Here is a 15,763-nt window from a genome sequence, read left to right as displayed (position 1 = left end):
AACTATAATAAATCAAAAAATAAAATGAAATCAAATGTAATCCTCAAATTACTAGTAATTACACTGTTTATTACTTTACACTCCTGTTCTTCGAAAGATGAAATCCAAGATCAAATTCCAGATGATGATTCTACATCAGTAACACCTGACGCATCTGCTGATTCAAATCAGATGAAATCCTTAGACATTTATAATGGAACTTTTATTTTTAAATTTTCTGAAAATTATGAGGTAGGGCAATTTGCAAATGGTGACTACTGGGTACATAATAATGGAGCAGATGTTAATATTGAACAAATTTTACCTGAATCTACAATTACCAATACACAAAGGGTAATTAATGGTACAATGATCAACCCTGAAGAAAGTAATTCTCAAGGTTACGATAGTGAACCTAGAGATATGAAATTTAAAGCTAGTTTGAATGTAGATCCTGGATATACATCTACTGCACTTATTGTAAAATCAGGTTCTTCTATTGTTAAATCTATTTCTACAGAAAGTAACAGAGGAAGACCAATTATACAACATGCTGTAGTTGTAACTGTACTTGACAAAGCACCACCTAAAGGAGCATTTCGTCCACCGTATACAGGAAGTGATAAAAGCATTATTGCTACGGTGAATGATTTAAATTATGATGTTTTAGGTAAACACCCTAAGCTAGGGAATGAACCTGATATTTTAGATGTACAAGAAAATTACGAAAGAGTATGGTTAGAACACTGTACTGAATGGGTACAACGTGATATACATCCAAAAAGTAACATGCCTACTTATGGTAGAGATATTGCCAAAAAATCAGGTGAAGGCTTAATCACTTTACAATTGGATTATAGTGACAAAGAAAAAGAACTGTTATTGATCCGAATGGTTCAGTATGGTTTGGACATATATGGTGTAGCAAAAAATGGCGGTGAATGGTATAATAATGGTGGGCATAATTTGGGTAGAAAAATGCCTCTTTTACTTGCTGCAAAAGTTCTGAACAACACTGACATGTTAGCGTATGCAGATAAAGAAAAACATTTCATTTTTCAAGATGATCAACAACATTTTTATGTTTCACAAGCTGAAGTTGATTTAACTAATGGACCTAAATGGGATCCTGATGACAGAGCTCCACTTACTCCATATAAGCCAGAAGACATTGGTATGGCTGAATGGGGAATTCGACATGCAGATAGACCTAAAGCTGACAATGCTAATTGGTCTGCAACATATAGACACGTTAATGGACCTGCTCAATTCTCTCATATACTAGCTGCTAAATTAATGGGAGTAGAAAAAGAATGGAATTGGTCACCTGCTTTTGATTATGCTAAACGCTATTATGGCATTGAGAAACAAAAGAAAATTGATGGTTATGTACTTGATTTATGGGAAGCGTATGCTAATGATTAAGTTTTTCAACTAACATAACTCCGTAAAAAAGAGGTCGAATTTTAAATTAAAATTCGACCTCTTTTTTTATTATTTAGCTTGGATTTTGCATAAAAACACTTATTAGTTCTAATAATTTTTCTATTGATTTGAATAAATCCAATCACTAAAAAAACGTGTTAAATCAACTTCAATAAAACTATTTAGAACAAAATCATTAATTAATCTTTAATGATTTTCCTATCGCTTCTAATTCAAATACGAAATCTCTTTTATTAACTGATGGTGCATAGGTAAAACCTTCAAAAACAATTAATCTATTGTTTTCTTTATCAACAATAGTATAATTTAAGAAAGGACCCGCCATAAAATCATTCTTCACTTCCCATTTACCTCTAGTTTCGTATGCTTTTTTGCCACTAATTTCGGCATCATAGGTAAATGGCGTGTAAGCTTGTTCCGTAATCATAAACATACCTTCTTGGCTTCCTGGAATATACTTTTCACCGATACTATCTCTTACAGTAGTAATATTATCTACAATTTTTGATTCATCAGTTAATGGAACACTATAGATTAAAACATTATTGGTTCCATCACCTCTAGCAATTCCACTTTTTAAATGCTGACGCATCCAAAGGAATTCACCTGTATCGTCAACTAAACGGTAACGCTCAGGAATATCAATATCAATATTTAAGTTTTTTATTGTTTTAAGTTGCGAGACATCTACACGTTCTCTTTTAAAAATAGATTGAATGAATTTGATATCTTCATTTTTAAACAACTTCATTATTTCTTTACCTCTAGTTTTAATCAAATTAATTTGATCATACTCATCTTTAGCGGTAGCTACAATTATAGTTTGTGGAGCAGCATACTTGTTTTTAAGTATAGAAATACCTGAACTATCAGACTTTTGAAATAATAAAACTGCTTTGTTATTTCGCATAAAGCTTTTAAATCCTGATGGGTCTATTTGTGTCACAGAAAGTAATGTTTCAGGTTGTGGCAGCCCTACTTGATGCTCACCAAAAACGGAACGCACTTCATCTCCTGGTTTACCTAACCAATCATTACCTTTCATCACCACTAATATTTGGTTTGTATTACCGGTAGAAGTAGGTAAAATAATATCATTTTTACCATCCGATTTACAACCTTGAAGTGCCGCTAACACCACAAAAAATAGGTAAAGTTTCTTCATAATAATAGTCTTTATTCGTTTGTAGTTGTTTTTGTTGATCAATAATTATTCCATTTACATTCTTCTTGGATAAATATATAAACGTTGACCTGCTCTTAGATTTGAATTTCTCATATTATTCCAACGTTTAATATCTTTTACTCTTACTCCAAATTTTATCGCTATTTTACCTAGATAATCACCCGATCTTACTTTATAACGTATTCTTTTATCCATCTCGAAATACTTCGGTAATGGTTTTTCTCTACTGGCGTCTTCAGCTTCAGCTAAGGCATAAATTTCCTGTTCTTTATATAGAAAATCTATCATTTTATTCCTTGGCAAACGAATTGAAAAGTTTTTATTCTTTACATAAGGAATAACATCAATTTTATACTGCGGATTTAAAAAAGCAAGCATCTCAGTATCTATATCTGTTTTTTCAGAAATCTGTTGAAATGAAATTGTTCTTTTTACTTGAATAGTATCCGTTTGAAAGTTAAATACTTTAGGTGATTCTGGATATATACCTAGTTCTTCAGCATATTTGAAGATATACATAGTAGTATAAAAAGCAGGAACATAGCCTGCTGTTTCTCTAGGTAAAAAAGGACGGATATTCCAATAGTTTTTATATCCTCCAGATCTTTTAATCGCTTTTAATACATTTCCTGGTCCTGAATTATACGCTGCTAAAGCTAAATCCCAATCGTTAAATAAACCATGCAAAAAGTTTAAATATTTACACGCTGCAATTGTAGATTTTACAGGGTCTTGTCGTTCATCTACATACGAATTTACTGCTAGTTTATATTGTTTTCCTGTTCCATACATGAACTGCCATAAACCTGTAGCACCAACTCTGGATTTAATTTGTGGACGTAATGAAGATTCTACAACCGCTAGATATTTCATTTCCAAAGGAATGTCGAATAAGTCTAAATATTTTTCAAAAATGGGGAAGAAGTATTTCGCTCTTGCCATTAATGTTGGATAATACTTTTTTCGATACTTTATATAATTGTTTACCAATCGCTCTAAAGCAGGATTGAAAGATAGATTAAATGGCGTAGTAGCATTAATCAATGCTAATCGCTCTTTCAATAATTCTGGTGTAACTACTTTTGGAACGTCAACAACAATATCTTTATCGTTAATAATGTATGGAATACTATCAAATAAAGGAGAATTGAATTTAGCTTCTACAAGAAGACTATCAATTCGTTTTAAATCATCATCTGTATACAGTTCTTTTATTTCTTTTTGCTGAGGAATTGAATCTATTTGGATTTTTTGAATCGTATCAATCTTCTGAATTGAATCAACAGGTTGTTGTGCAAAAAGAGTAGAAATAGTAGTAAAAATGGTTAAGACAAAGAACTTTTTCATAAAAACAGTACTAAAATTCAAATTCTACTGCTACTGGACAGTGATCTGAGTGTTTTGCTTCTGGTAAGATATAGGCTCTAGATATTTTATCTTTCAATGGTTCAGTTACCATGCAGTAATCTAATCGCCAACCTTTATTATTTGCTCTGGCATTAGCTCTATAACTCCACCAAGAATATTCTTGACGCTCTGGATTTTTAAAACGGAAACTATCAATAAATCCACTATCTATAAACTTACCTAACCATTCTCGTTCTTCTGGTAAAAAACCAGAAACTCCTTTCATTTTTGGATTATGAATATCGATCTCTTCATGACAAATATTATAGTCTCCACAGATGACAAGATTTGGAATTGTATTTCTCAACTCAGAAGCATATTCCAAAATCTCATCCATGTAATTGAACTTAAAGCCTAATCGTTCGCTATTAGTTCCTGAAGGTAAGTACATGCTCATGATAGAAACCTCGTCATAATCTACACGTACATTTCTTCCTTCGTTATCCATAGAAGCTATTCCCGTTCCGTACTCTATATGATTTGGTTCTTTTTTACAAAAGATAGCAACTCCAGAATATCCTTTTTTCTCAGCTGAAAACCAATATTGGTATGGATAACCTGCTAGTTCAAAATCCATTGGATTTACTTGATCTTTTTGTGCTTTAGTTTCTTGTATACAAATCACATCTGGACTAGCAGCTTGCAACCACTCTGTAAAGCCTTTTTTAAGTGCAGCTCGGATTCCGTTTACATTATAGGATACTATTTTCATTTGCCTATCTCTTATCTTCCCGAAGGGAAGAAGTTTTAATTAATTATTATTTCTTCTAATTTATCTAATTCCTTGTCTAGACTTGATAAGTTTAGAAATTTTCTGTTTTTAATATCATAAATAGCAAATTTTTGCTTTTTATGTTCATCTCTAATCTTATTCCTATCGGTATACTTGATGAAAATTTTAGAATTGGAGTTTATAAAATTAAATCTTTCCACATCTATACCTTCAGTAACTTTTGTTAATTTTTTACCACTTAAATCAGAAATAAACAAATCATGTTCATCACCTGAATTGAGTTTTCCATCTTTATTTGAATCCTCAAAAGCAATTAAATAGGCTATTAAATTTACTGTTGTATCAAGTTCCTTATTATCATAACCATTTGATTTATTCTGTGGCTCTATACTTAAAATTGAAGCTTTTCTATCTAACAAAGAACCTATTACTTGGTATTTTTCATCTAAGAAGATAACATTTACGTATTTCAAAAGTCCATCTCCTATGTCATTCGCTACTGAAGCAGCTTTATAAATTGCTTTTTCTTCTTCATATGTTAATAGCGAAATTGGCAAGTACTTATTTTCAGAATTATATAATTCATTTGGACTGTAGTACTTTAAACCTTGAAGAGCAACACTATCTTGTTTAGCAGTTTCCAATTCTTGACCTACTATAACACCTCCATTGTAATATGAGTTTTCTTTATTTCTAAAAGCGTCTTTTACTATATTAAATAAGGCAAAAAACAATAATATTGGTAAAAGTGTTCCATTAAGGATAATCAAAAACTTAATGTATTTATTTTTCATAGCAATTTAATTGACTTTAAATTTCCATTTCTGGAATTTCACCATTTACAACTAGTGTTCCTTCGGTTGCTGCTTGAATATCTTCAACAGATACTCCTGGCGCTCTTTCTAACAGATGAAATCCATCATCTTTAATTTGTAAAACGGCCAAGTTGGTTACAATTTTAGTTACACAACCCACTCCAGTTAATGGTAAAGAACATTTTTTTAATAGCTTAGATTCACCTCTTTTATTGGTATGCATCATTGCTACAATTATATTTTCTGCTGAAGCTACTAAATCCATAGCTCCTCCCATACCTTTTACCATTTTGCCTGGGATTTTCCAGTTGGCAATATCTCCATTTTCAGCTACTTCCATAGCTCCTAGAATGGTCAAATCTACATGCTTTCCTCTAATCATTGAAAAGCTGGTTGCAGAATCAAAAAAACTTGCACCTGGTAGTGTTGTTATCGTTTGTTTTCCTGCATTTATAATATCGGCATCTTCTTCTCCTTCAAAAGGGAAAGGTCCCATGCCTAGAACTCCATTTTCACTTTGAAATTCTACTTCTATATCTTCACGAACAAAATTAGCTACTAGTGTAGGAATTCCTATTCCTAAGTTCACATAGTAACCGTCTTTTACTTCTTTTGCTATACGTTTTGCTATTCCGTTTTTATCTAACATTTTACCTAATGTATCAATTTATAGATGTAACAATGTATCAATTCACAATATTTTATAATTATCTTGATTTAATACTTGTACTTAATATTTTATATAAGATTAGTCCTAATTCTTTTACTTTGTTTTGTAATTCGATGTTATTAGGATAACTTTTGGATTTATCACAAAGAATTAACCAATATTTAGTTTCTTCTAATTCTTTGGTAGCGATCTTAATTTTATGAATAAAATCTGATTTACTTTCTGCGTTTTGAGCCTCGTGTACATTGGCTCCGATGCTAGTACCTGATTTTAGTAATTGGCGTGCGATTACAAACTTTTTATTTTTTTCTAAAATCTCGCAAAATTCAATGATCAATAATGCAACTTCAATAGATTTTTCTACTACTACATTTTTCATTAGTACATTGATAAATTGCTATATTGGAGAATTAAAGTTTTGGGCGTACAGTACGCTGCTCAATTCTTTTCTCATATTTTTCGCCTTGAAAAATACGTTGTACAAAAATTCCAGGAATATGAATTTGATTTGGATCTAATTCACCAACAGGAACTAATTCTTCAACTTCAGCAACAGTAATGGTTGCAGCACCACACATACATGGATTAAAGTTTCTTGCTGTTCCTTTAAATATTAAATTTCCTGCCTCATCACCTTTCCATGCTTTTACAAAAGAATAGTCTGCCTTAAATGCTTCTTCTAAAACATACATTTTTCCGTTGAATTCTCTTGTTTCTTTACCTTCTGCTACTTCTGTTCCGTAACCTGCAGGCGTATAAAACGCTGGAAATCCTGCTTGAGCTGCTCTACATTTTTCTGCTAATGTTCCTTGAGGTGTTAACTCTACTTCTAATTCCCCTGATAACATCTGACGCTCAAATTCATCATTCTCACCTACGTAAGAAGAAATCATCTTTTTTACCTGATGGTTTTGAAGTAATAAGCCTAAACCAAAATCATCTACACCTGCATTATTAGAGATGCAGGTTAGATTTGTTAATCCTAATTTTACTAACTCGGTAATGGAGTTCTCAGGAATTCCACATAATCCAAATCCGCCAAGCATAAATGTCATCCCACTAGAGACACCTTGCAACGCTTCGGATACTGAGCTTACTTTTTTATTTATCATTTAATTTAGTTGTTTGATTGTTTCAGTTTTCCTTAAAAATCAGTAGCTCCACCCTCTTCTTGCTTTTCTTTTTCTTCCTTCTTTTTCTCTTCTTCATGTTTCTTACAATCTACATTGATAGAAAGATCTGAAGGCTCTTCAAAATCAGCAGTACTAATATTTAATGTTTTGTCTTCGTAGCATTTACGCATGAAAATTGCCCAAGTTGGTAAAGACATCGTTGCTCCTCCTCCTTTATCTAATCCAGCAAAATGTGTTGCTCTATCTTCTCCACCTGTCCAAACACCAGTAGTTAAATTAGGTACTGTACCCATAAACCAACCATCTGATTGATTTTGCGTAGTACCTGTTTTACCTGCAATAGCATTACCGAATTTATATGGATAGCCTGTAATAAATTTAGGACGCTTATATGTAGTTCTTAATCGAGCTCCTGATCCAAATTTTGTAACTCCTTCCATAAGGTTTAAAATTACATACGCTGCTTCTTCATTTACTACTTCTTTGGTTTTTGGGACAAATGTATCTAGTACCGTTCCGTTTTTATCTTCTATTTGCGTAATAAACATTGGTGTTACACGCATTCCCTTGTTGGCAAATGTGGAATATGCACTGGTCATTTCCAGTAATGTTAAATCAATAGCACCAAGAGCGATAGATGGATTTGCTTGAAATTCGGTAGAAACCCCTGAAGACTTAGCTAAACGTGCTACATTAATAGGAGACACTTCATCTATAAGTCTAGCCGTAATTACGTTTACAGATTTAGCCAATGCTTGTTGTAATGTAAGTTCCCCTCCATATTTATTTCCTGCATTTTTAGGGGTCCAATCGTCTTCCATACCATATTTTTCTTTCGGAATGGTGTAGGGTGTATTTGGTAATTTATCACAAGGTGATCTTTTCAATTGGTTGATGGCCGTTGCGTATACAAAAGGTTTAAAAGTAGAACCTACTTGACGCTTTTGTTGTTCAACAGCTTCGTATTTGAAATGTTTGTTATTAATTCCTCCTACCCAAGCTTTGATATGACCTGTTTGTGGCTCTATTGATACTAAACCTGAACGTAGAAAGTGTTTGTAATAACGAATAGAATCGTAAGGCGTCATTACCGTATCTCGATCTCCTTTCCAAGAGAACACTCGCATTTCTGTTTTTGTATTGAAAACCTTTTCAATCTCTTTGTCTGATTTACCTACTGCTTTTAACACTTTATAGCGATCCGAATTCTTTTTAGCTCTATTTAGTATCTTTCTAATATCTTCCTTTTCTAAATCATAAAAAGGTGCTTTTTTGTTTCTTTTTTGTTCATTAAAAAAATACTTCTGTAAATTAGCCATATGCTCTTCCATAGCTTCTTCTGCATATTGCTGCATGCGTGAATCTATAGTGACATAAATTTTTAGTCCATCTTTATAAATGTCATATAGTTCACCATTGGCTTTTGGGTTATCTTTTGCCCACTTCTTCATAAACTTTTTTAGATGTTCTCTGAAATAGGTAGCTAAACCATCACTGTGACTCTCTGGAGTAAATTTAATTTTCAAGGGTAACTTTTGTAGTGAGTCTTTTTCTTTTTCTGTTAAAAATCCACTCCTCACCATTTGTCTAAAAACTACATTTCGCCTACTTAATGACTTTTTTTGAGATACTTTTCGATATGGGTTGTACTGCCTAGGGTTTTTTAACATTCCTGCTAAAATAGCTGACTCCTGAATATCTAATTCTTTAGGTTCTTTACCAAAATAAATACGAGCAGCTGAACGAATACCTGTAGCATTAAATAAGAAACCTTGCTTATTTAAGTACATGGTAATAATTTCTTTTTTTGTGTATTGGCTTTCAAGTCTGACCGCTATTACCCATTCTTTAATTTTCTGTGTTAATTTTGTATACAAAGAGGCTTTCTCCCTTTTATGAAATAAGTTTTTTGCTAACTGTTGCGTAATCGTACTTGCTCCTCCATTTCTACCAAATTTCGATAATGCTCTAGCTAAACCTCTAAAATCGATACCAGAATGTTCATAAAAACGTTCGTCCTCTGTAGCTACAACAGCTTTCACTAAATTATCTGGTAAGTCTTTAAACTGAATTGGTGTTCTATTTTCTTTTAAATAATATTTACCTAATGTTTTACCATCAGAAGAAATAATTTCAGTAGCCAAATCATTCTTAGGATTCTCTAATTCTTCAAATGTTGGAAGCGTTCCAAAAGCTCCCCAAGAAGCTAATAGAAATACAAAACAAACTGCAAACAAACCTCCTAAAACGATTCCCCAAAACCATTTGATAAATGTAACGTAACTTCTAGTTTTCTTTTCTGCCATGATTATTCAATTTTTTCGATTCTAAATCCTACATCTGTAATTCCTTGGAGTTGTTCTATACCATTTACCTCACCATTTTTTCTCATCGCTTGGAAAATTTGTATTTGATAATCTCCGCTTGTTGGAAATTGAATCTGTTCTTTATAAAAAAGTTTATTTTCTTTAATCTCTGAAAAACCTGTTCCTAAAAACCTACCTCTTTTGTCAGTCATATCATACTCTAAGGTATCGGTAAGTTGATTCCCGTCAGGAAAACTCATCTTCGTAATTAAAAATAGGTTACTGTATTGATAATTGTTATTATTTCTAATATTGATAAATAGGTTTCTTTGTGCTAAAGTATCTTGTATTGGAAATTGAAATGTTACTGGAGCGTTAATTTCCCAAAGTCCATTATCAATAGCAGTATAATTGTCGAAAACACGTTTGGAATCACAAGAAACCAAAACGAACAGTATGAAAAATGTATATACTAATTTATGATTGTTTATCCGTTTTAGCATTCTTATTCCCGTTGTTGTTGTTTCTACGTTTATTTCTTCGTTGTTGATTGTTATTATTCTGCTTCTTATTGGTTGGAGAATTTTGGTTATCAGATTTTCTGTTATTCGAATTTTTTCGTCTATTCTGATTTTTTTGATTGCTAGTATTCTTAGCTTGTGTTTTATTGTTGTTTTGTTTTGTATTCCCCTGATTACCTTGATTCGCTTGTTTATTATTGGTATTCTGAGGTTTTTGCTTTCTAGTGTTCCCCTTATTGTTATTGTTAGGGGAATTATTATTGTTGTTTGCTTTAGCTTTTTGATTCGGATTTTTACGCCTTCTTTTATTTCTCCTTCTTGGTTTTTTAGGCGTATCGAAACGTGTTAAGCTATCTTGACCAACAACATTTTCAAAATCTACCTTTGCTTCTTCAGTAATTTCAGATTCATAGTCTTCTAGTGGTGATCCTAATTCATCATTTTGGTTCAACTCTATGATCTCTGATACTTGTTCAAGGGAAAGCTTATACCATTTTGATTTTTCTTCCTTATAGGTATACCATAACAGCTTCTTAAAAATGTCCATTTTAATAAAAATAGCATCTCCTTTTTCTGTTTTTAGTAACACATCTTGCTTTGGAAAAGCTTGTAAAGCGTCTAAGTAAGAATCTAACTCAAAATTTAAACAACATTTCAGTTTTCCACACTGTCCAGCCAATTTTAATGGATTTAAAGACAATTGTTGATATCTGGCCGCTGCAGTATTTACTTTTCTGAAATCGGTTAACCATGTAGAACAACATAGTTCTCTACCACAAGAACCCACACCTCCTAATCGAGCAGCTTCTTGACGCATCCCTACTTGTTTCATTTCTACACGAATAGAAAATGCACTGGCTAAATCACGAATTAATTGACGAAAATCTACTCGATCATCTGCTGTATAATAAAATGTTGCTTTATTACCATCACCCTGAAACTCTACATCTGAAAGTTTCATTTGCAACCCTAAACGACTTATAATTTCTCGTCCTTTACGTTGTGTTTCTAGCTCTCTATCTCTAGCTTGATGCCAAACGTCTATATCTTTTTGAGTTGCTTTTCTGTAGATCTTTTTAACATCTTCACTATCTGATGCAACTTTTCTTTTTTTCATTTGAACTTTTACCAACTCTCCTGCCAGAGAAACGATTCCGATATCGTGACCAGGAGAACCTTCAACAGCAACAATGTCTCCCATAGAGACTTTCATTTTATCATTGCTTTTGTAAAAATGTTTTCTTCCGTTTTTAAAACGTACTTCGTATATATTAAATGGAGCTTCACCTGTAGGTAAAGTCATATTTGATAACCAATCAAAAACAGCTAATTTATTTCCACTACCGCATGTTCCTGTACCGCAATTTCCGTTACTCTTACATCCTTTAGGAACGCCATTCTTGTTAGTTGAGCAACTGCTACAACTCATATTTTAATGTATTTAATTAATAGCTTTTTAAATCTGATTTTACTCAGCATCAAAAAACTAATTATATATTTATTTGATTTTTAATTAGATAAAAAAAATTAACACTTTTTTTATTAATGTGTAAATATAGTCATTATACTGTAATGTGAAAACCGCTTCACTCAATGAAACGGCTAGTTCCCTAAAAATGATTTACAAATTGCTATTGCTTCTTCTAAATGTTGCGGTAATTCATTGGTAGTCCAAGGGTGTTTCGCTCCAAATACATGATTGGCATCCTTTATAATATGTAATCCAGCGTGCGAATTCCATGACTTTAAGTTTTCCGCTTCAGATATATGAATTGCTTCATCAGCATCTCCATGGATAATACAATAGGGTTTATTCAAATTTTCAACAGCTCTTTTTATCGTTAATCGCTTTTCATTTTCTATGAAATCTTCATAAAACTGGTAAAAGTGAAGCATTTGCTGCCCAGTTCTTCCATTAAGCACATACTTTACCCCAGTTTCTTTCCATTCTTGTAAACCTCCTGAAGTTGCTGTTCTACTTTTATAATCTGAAACTCCTGCAAGTGAAATTACATTTTGCACTCTTTCATCTTCTTCTCCTTTTATACATACAATTCCACCACCTCTACTATGTCCTAATAATGTAATATTATTTAGATCTAGTTCTTTTTGATATTCTTCTTGCTGAAAACACCAATCAATTACGGTTTCTAAATCGTCTAATTCTTTTGAATAGTTATTTTTTCCAAAAGCTTCTAGATCTTCAAATTCCATTGGGTTTTCTATGGAAGTTCCATTATGAGAAAAATTAAATTTTATAAAGAAAAAACCAGCATTTGCAAAAGCTTCTGCCATTAGGTTCCAAGCACCCCAATCTTTAAAGCCTTTATAACCGTGACAAAAAATAAGAATTGGTTTTTTACTAGTATTCTCCGTATAGAAAACATCATAAAGTATCGGTTTATCTTCTTTATTTTTTAGTATTCTATTGTTAACTTTTATCATCATTCATTTTTTATAAGTACCACAAAATACAAAAGCCCATCTAAAAAAGATGGGCTTTTACATGTATTATTTTAAAAGAGCTGTTATACAACTCCTTGTGCTAGCATAGCGTCAGCAACTTTTACAAATCCAGCTATGTTTGCCCCTTTTACATAGTCTACATAACCGTTTTCATCTGTTCCATATTCTACACATGCTTTGTGGATATTTTCCATAATTCCTTTAAGTTTTTCATCTACCTCTTCACGAGTCCAACTTAAACGTAATGAATTCTGGCTCATTTCTAATCCAGAAGTAGCTACACCTCCTGCGTTAGACGCTTTTCCTGGTGCAAATAAGATTTTATTATCGTGGAATGTATGAATAGCTTCTGGAGTAGATGGCATATTTGCTCCTTCACTAACACAAATACATCCGTTAGCAATTAATGTATTAGCTTCATCTCCGTTTAATTCATTTTGTGTTGCACATGGTAATGCAATATTACACTTAACTCCCCAAGGTCTTTCACCTTTAAAGAATTTAGCTGAAGGATATTTTTCTACATACTCATGTATACGTCCTCTCTTTACATTTTTAAGCTCCATTACAAAAGCTAACTTTTCAGCATCGATTCCATCCTCATCATAAATGTATCCTGAAGAATCTGATAACGTAACCACTTTAGCTCCTAACTCAGTTGCCTTTTCACAAGCATATTGCGCTACATTTCCTGATCCAGATACTGTTACCACTTTTCCTTTAAACGAATCTCCTCTGGTTTCTAACATACTTTGAGCAAAGTATACAGTACCGTATCCTGTAGCTTCAGGTCTTATTAAAGAACCTCCCCAGCTAGCTCCTTTACCAGTTAACACACCAGTAAATTCGTTTCTCATTTTTCTATACTTACCAAACATGTATCCTATTTCACGTCCTCCAACACCTATATCTCCAGCTGGCACATCTGTGTTAGGACCAATATGTCTGAATAACTCTCCCATGAATGCATGACAGAAACGCATGATTTCGTTATCTGACTTTCCTTTAGGATCAAAATCAGAACCTCCTTTACCACCACCCATCGGTAATGTAGTTAATGAGTTTTTGAATACTTGTTCGAATGCTAAGAATTTTAAAATACTAGCATTTACAGTTGGGTGAAAACGCAAACCTCCTTTATAAGGACCAATTGCAGAGTTCATTTGAATTCTATATCCTCTGTTCACCTGAATCTCACCATTGTCATCTACCCAATTCACTCTGAAGGAAATTAATCTTTCAGGTTCAACCATTCTTAATAATATATTCTTTCCGTGATAGATATCGTTATTTACAATGTATGGTATAACAGTTTCTGCTACTTCTTGCACAGCTTGCAAGAACTCTGGTTCATGACCGTTACGTTGCCTAACCAGATCCATAAAAGTCTTTATTTTAGATTCCATAATTTAACTATTCTAAAAATGTTTTTTTTATAAAAATAATGTACAAATATAATTAATTAACTAATTTGACAGCTTAAAATACCCCTTTTTTTACACATTCGAAAACGATGTAGTAGTTCATATAATTTACCACTCTATTTCAGTAAAAAGTTTTAAATTTGCCACCTAATTTGACGGAATATGTTAGAAAAGATTACAGAGTTAATTAACGAAGTTAAAAACTTTGAGACTTCTTCTGCTGAAGAAATTGAAAAATTCAGAATAAAATACCTTGGTAGCAAAGGAATTTTAAAGGATTTATTTACTGATTTTAAAAATGTTCCTAACGAACAAAAAAAGGAATTTGGGCAAACTATAAATCTTTTAAAAAAATCTGCTGAAGAGAAAGTAAACACTTTAAAAGAAGCTATAGAAAGTGCTGTTGAAGAAAAGGGTGTTTATGGAGATTTAACTCGTCCGTCTGAACCTATTCAGTTGGGTTCTCGTCATCCAATTTCACTAGTTAAAAATCAAATTATTGAGGTTTTTAATCGAATTGGATTTACCGTTTCTGAAGGTCCTGAAATTGAGGATGATTGGCATAACTTTACAGCGTTAAACTTACCAGAGTATCATCCTGCTAGAGATATGCAAGATACTTTCTTTATTGAAAAAAATCCTGATACTTTATTAAGAACACATACTTCTTCTGTTCAGGTTCGATATATGGAGAAAAATGAGCCACCGATTAGAACTATTTCTCCTGGAAGAGTATTTAGAAACGAAGATATTTCTGCCAGAGCACATTGTATTTTCCACCAAGTGGAAGGTTTATACATTGACACTGATGTTTCTTTTGCTGATTTAAAACAAACATTATTATACTTTACTAAAGAAATGTTCGGAAAGTCTAAGATTCGTTTACGTCCTTCTTATTTCCCTTTTACTGAACCAAGTGCTGAAGTAGATATTTACTGGGGATTAGAAACAGAAACGGATTATAGAATCACCAAAGGAACAGGTTGGTTAGAGATTATGGGTTGTGGAATGGTTGATCCTAATGTATTAAAGAACTGTAATATTGATCCGACAAAATATTCTGGTTATGCTTTTGGTATGGGTATTGAGCGTATTGCAATGTTATTGTATCAAATCCCTGATATTAGAATGTTTTATGAAAATGATGTTCGTTTTTTAGAGCAGTTTAAGTCTGTTATCTAAAAATAAATTCAAAGATTATAAAATATAAAAGTTGTAAAGTTTGTGGAGAATTTTACAACTTTTTTAATTAATATATAAGTTAAGATTATGAAGAAAGACATTATAATACCTGAGGTTAGCGGTATAGAAATAGCCGTAACATTAGAACATAATGATGTACATAATACAGAGGATTGGTATGTATATCTTATCAATAGAAAAGTAGTAGATTTAGAAATGGTGATGATTGTATCTCAAGGTTATTCTGATACTAAAAAGACCACTACATTTAGAAAAAGAATAGATGTACTACCTGCAATTAGTTTTGCTAAAATAGAAATGATACATCCTGATGTCTTTAAATTAAAAAACAGATTTCAAGTATCTTTTTTTCAAGACAATCAAATTTTTGAGAAGACTTTTATTTTTGAGGAAAATACTATTAAAGAAGGTGCTTTGCGAATGATTCCTTTTTTAGAGAAAAGAGGTGTAGTATCTAAATAAAAAAAGATCCTT

Annotated in this window: 15 protein-coding genes; 3 read left to right on the top strand and 12 right to left on the bottom strand. The window is 32.3% G+C overall.

Annotated features, from left to right (window positions below; genetic code table 11):
* The first annotated feature begins 24 nt into the window (after positions 1-24).
* Entirely contained in the window at positions 25-1,404 is a 1,380-nt protein-coding gene (locus tag BVC87_RS06235) for a hypothetical protein (protein ID WP_075341495.1), read from the top strand.
* A gap of 196 nt (positions 1,405-1,600) precedes the next feature.
* Here the strand turns inward: BVC87_RS06235 and BVC87_RS06230 are convergent, their stop codons facing one another.
* The 12 genes from BVC87_RS06230 to gdhA all read right to left on the bottom strand — a co-directional run bounded on the left by BVC87_RS06230 (position 1,601) and on the right by gdhA (position 14,068).
* The gene (locus tag BVC87_RS06230) at positions 1,601-2,590 is read right to left on the bottom strand and encodes a DUF4837 family protein (protein WP_075341494.1); all 990 of its coding nucleotides are present in this window, start codon (positions 2,588-2,590) and stop codon (positions 1,601-1,603) included.
* Positions 2,591-2,644: 54 nt separating this feature from the next.
* Entirely contained in the window at positions 2,645-3,958 is a 1,314-nt protein-coding gene (locus BVC87_RS06225; RefSeq protein ID WP_083629315.1) for a lytic transglycosylase domain-containing protein, read from the bottom strand.
* Between the two features lie 10 nt (positions 3,959-3,968).
* On the bottom strand, positions 3,969-4,730 hold the full coding sequence (locus tag BVC87_RS06220) for an exodeoxyribonuclease III (protein ID WP_075341493.1): 762 nt from the start codon (positions 4,728-4,730) through the stop codon (positions 3,969-3,971).
* Between the two features lie 35 nt (positions 4,731-4,765).
* Positions 4,766-5,545, bottom strand: coding sequence for a hypothetical protein (locus BVC87_RS06215; RefSeq protein ID WP_075341492.1), 780 nt, complete (start codon positions 5,543-5,545; stop codon positions 4,766-4,768).
* A gap of 16 nt (positions 5,546-5,561) precedes the next feature.
* Positions 5,562-6,215: a CoA transferase subunit B gene (locus BVC87_RS06210; protein WP_075341491.1), complete on the bottom strand. Its 654-nt coding sequence runs from the start codon at positions 6,213-6,215 to the stop codon at positions 5,562-5,564.
* A 58-nt stretch (positions 6,216-6,273) separates the two neighbouring features.
* Positions 6,274-6,615 (bottom strand): four helix bundle protein, encoded by a 342-nt coding sequence (locus tag BVC87_RS06205; protein WP_075341490.1) that lies wholly within the window; start codon positions 6,613-6,615, stop codon positions 6,274-6,276.
* Between the two features lie 31 nt (positions 6,616-6,646).
* Positions 6,647-7,348, bottom strand: a complete 702-nt coding sequence (locus BVC87_RS06200; protein WP_075341489.1) for a CoA transferase subunit A — start codon at positions 7,346-7,348, stop codon at positions 6,647-6,649.
* 32 nt (positions 7,349-7,380) lie between these two features.
* Positions 7,381-9,675: a penicillin-binding protein 1A gene (locus BVC87_RS06195; protein ID WP_075341488.1), complete on the bottom strand. Its 2,295-nt coding sequence runs from the start codon at positions 9,673-9,675 to the stop codon at positions 7,381-7,383.
* Positions 9,676-9,677: 2 nt separating this feature from the next.
* Positions 9,678-10,178 (bottom strand): gliding motility lipoprotein GldH, encoded by a 501-nt coding sequence (locus tag BVC87_RS06190; RefSeq protein ID WP_075341487.1) that lies wholly within the window; start codon positions 10,176-10,178, stop codon positions 9,678-9,680.
* Positions 10,153-11,625: a PSP1 domain-containing protein gene (locus BVC87_RS06185; protein WP_075341486.1), complete on the bottom strand. Its 1,473-nt coding sequence runs from the start codon at positions 11,623-11,625 to the stop codon at positions 10,153-10,155. The genes BVC87_RS06190 and BVC87_RS06185 overlap by 26 nt, the downstream gene beginning before the upstream one ends.
* Before the next feature lie 173 nt (positions 11,626-11,798).
* Entirely contained in the window at positions 11,799-12,641 is an 843-nt protein-coding gene (locus BVC87_RS06180; protein WP_075341485.1) for an alpha/beta hydrolase family protein, read from the bottom strand.
* A gap of 83 nt (positions 12,642-12,724) precedes the next feature.
* A complete protein-coding gene (gene gdhA / locus BVC87_RS06175; protein WP_075341484.1) occupies positions 12,725-14,068 on the bottom strand; it encodes an NADP-specific glutamate dehydrogenase in 1,344 nt (447 codons plus the stop codon).
* A 180-nt stretch (positions 14,069-14,248) separates the two neighbouring features.
* On the opposite strand from gdhA, the gene pheS reads away from it, so the two are divergent.
* Together pheS and BVC87_RS06165 are read left to right on the top strand one after the other, a co-directional pair.
* Positions 14,249-15,268 carry a phenylalanine--tRNA ligase subunit alpha gene (gene pheS / locus BVC87_RS06170; RefSeq protein ID WP_075341483.1) on the top strand — a complete coding sequence of 340 codons (1,020 nt, stop codon included), beginning with the start codon at positions 14,249-14,251 and terminating at the stop codon, positions 15,266-15,268.
* 87 nt (positions 15,269-15,355) lie between these two features.
* A complete protein-coding gene (locus tag BVC87_RS06165) occupies positions 15,356-15,751 on the top strand; it encodes a hypothetical protein (RefSeq protein ID WP_075341482.1) in 396 nt (131 codons plus the stop codon).
* Positions 15,752-15,763: the final 12 nt, after the last annotated feature.

It is taken from the genome of Tenacibaculum agarivorans (genome assembly GCF_001936575.1).
In the GTDB taxonomy this organism is placed as follows: Bacteria; Bacteroidota; Bacteroidia; order Flavobacteriales; family Flavobacteriaceae; genus Polaribacter; species Polaribacter agarivorans.
Note: the sequence above shows the minus strand (reverse complement) of the source record. Positions and strands in the feature narration are given on the sequence as shown.

Coding starts and splice junctions, on each gene's coding strand:
- BVC87_RS06225 (WP_083629315.1), bottom strand. CDS start 3,958: ATGAAAAAGTTCTTTGTCTTAACCATTTTTACTACTATTTCTACTCTT.
- BVC87_RS06210 (WP_075341491.1), bottom strand. CDS start 6,215: ATGTTAGATAAAAACGGAATAGCAAAACGTATAGCAAAAGAAGTAAAA.
- BVC87_RS06220 (WP_075341493.1), bottom strand. CDS start 4,730: ATGAAAATAGTATCCTATAATGTAAACGGAATCCGAGCTGCACTTAAA.
- BVC87_RS06200 (WP_075341489.1), bottom strand. CDS start 7,348: ATGATAAATAAAAAAGTAAGCTCAGTATCCGAAGCGTTGCAAGGTGTC.
- BVC87_RS06190 (WP_075341487.1), bottom strand. CDS start 10,178: ATGCTAAAACGGATAAACAATCATAAATTAGTATATACATTTTTCATA.
- pheS (WP_075341483.1), top strand. CDS start 14,249: ATGTTAGAAAAGATTACAGAGTTAATTAACGAAGTTAAAAACTTTGAG.
- BVC87_RS06185 (WP_075341486.1), bottom strand. CDS start 11,625: ATGAGTTGTAGCAGTTGCTCAACTAACAAGAATGGCGTTCCTAAAGGA.
- BVC87_RS06230 (WP_075341494.1), bottom strand. CDS start 2,590: ATGAAGAAACTTTACCTATTTTTTGTGGTGTTAGCGGCACTTCAAGGT.
- BVC87_RS06205 (WP_075341490.1), bottom strand. CDS start 6,615: ATGAAAAATGTAGTAGTAGAAAAATCTATTGAAGTTGCATTATTGATC.
- gdhA (WP_075341484.1), bottom strand. CDS start 14,068: ATGGAATCTAAAATAAAGACTTTTATGGATCTGGTTAGGCAACGTAAC.
- BVC87_RS06165 (WP_075341482.1), top strand. CDS start 15,356: ATGAAGAAAGACATTATAATACCTGAGGTTAGCGGTATAGAAATAGCC.
- BVC87_RS06180 (WP_075341485.1), bottom strand. CDS start 12,641: ATGATAAAAGTTAACAATAGAATACTAAAAAATAAAGAAGATAAACCG.
- BVC87_RS06235 (WP_075341495.1), top strand. CDS start 25: ATGAAATCAAATGTAATCCTCAAATTACTAGTAATTACACTGTTTATT.
- BVC87_RS06215 (WP_075341492.1), bottom strand. CDS start 5,545: ATGAAAAATAAATACATTAAGTTTTTGATTATCCTTAATGGAACACTT.
- BVC87_RS06195 (WP_075341488.1), bottom strand. CDS start 9,675: ATGGCAGAAAAGAAAACTAGAAGTTACGTTACATTTATCAAATGGTTT.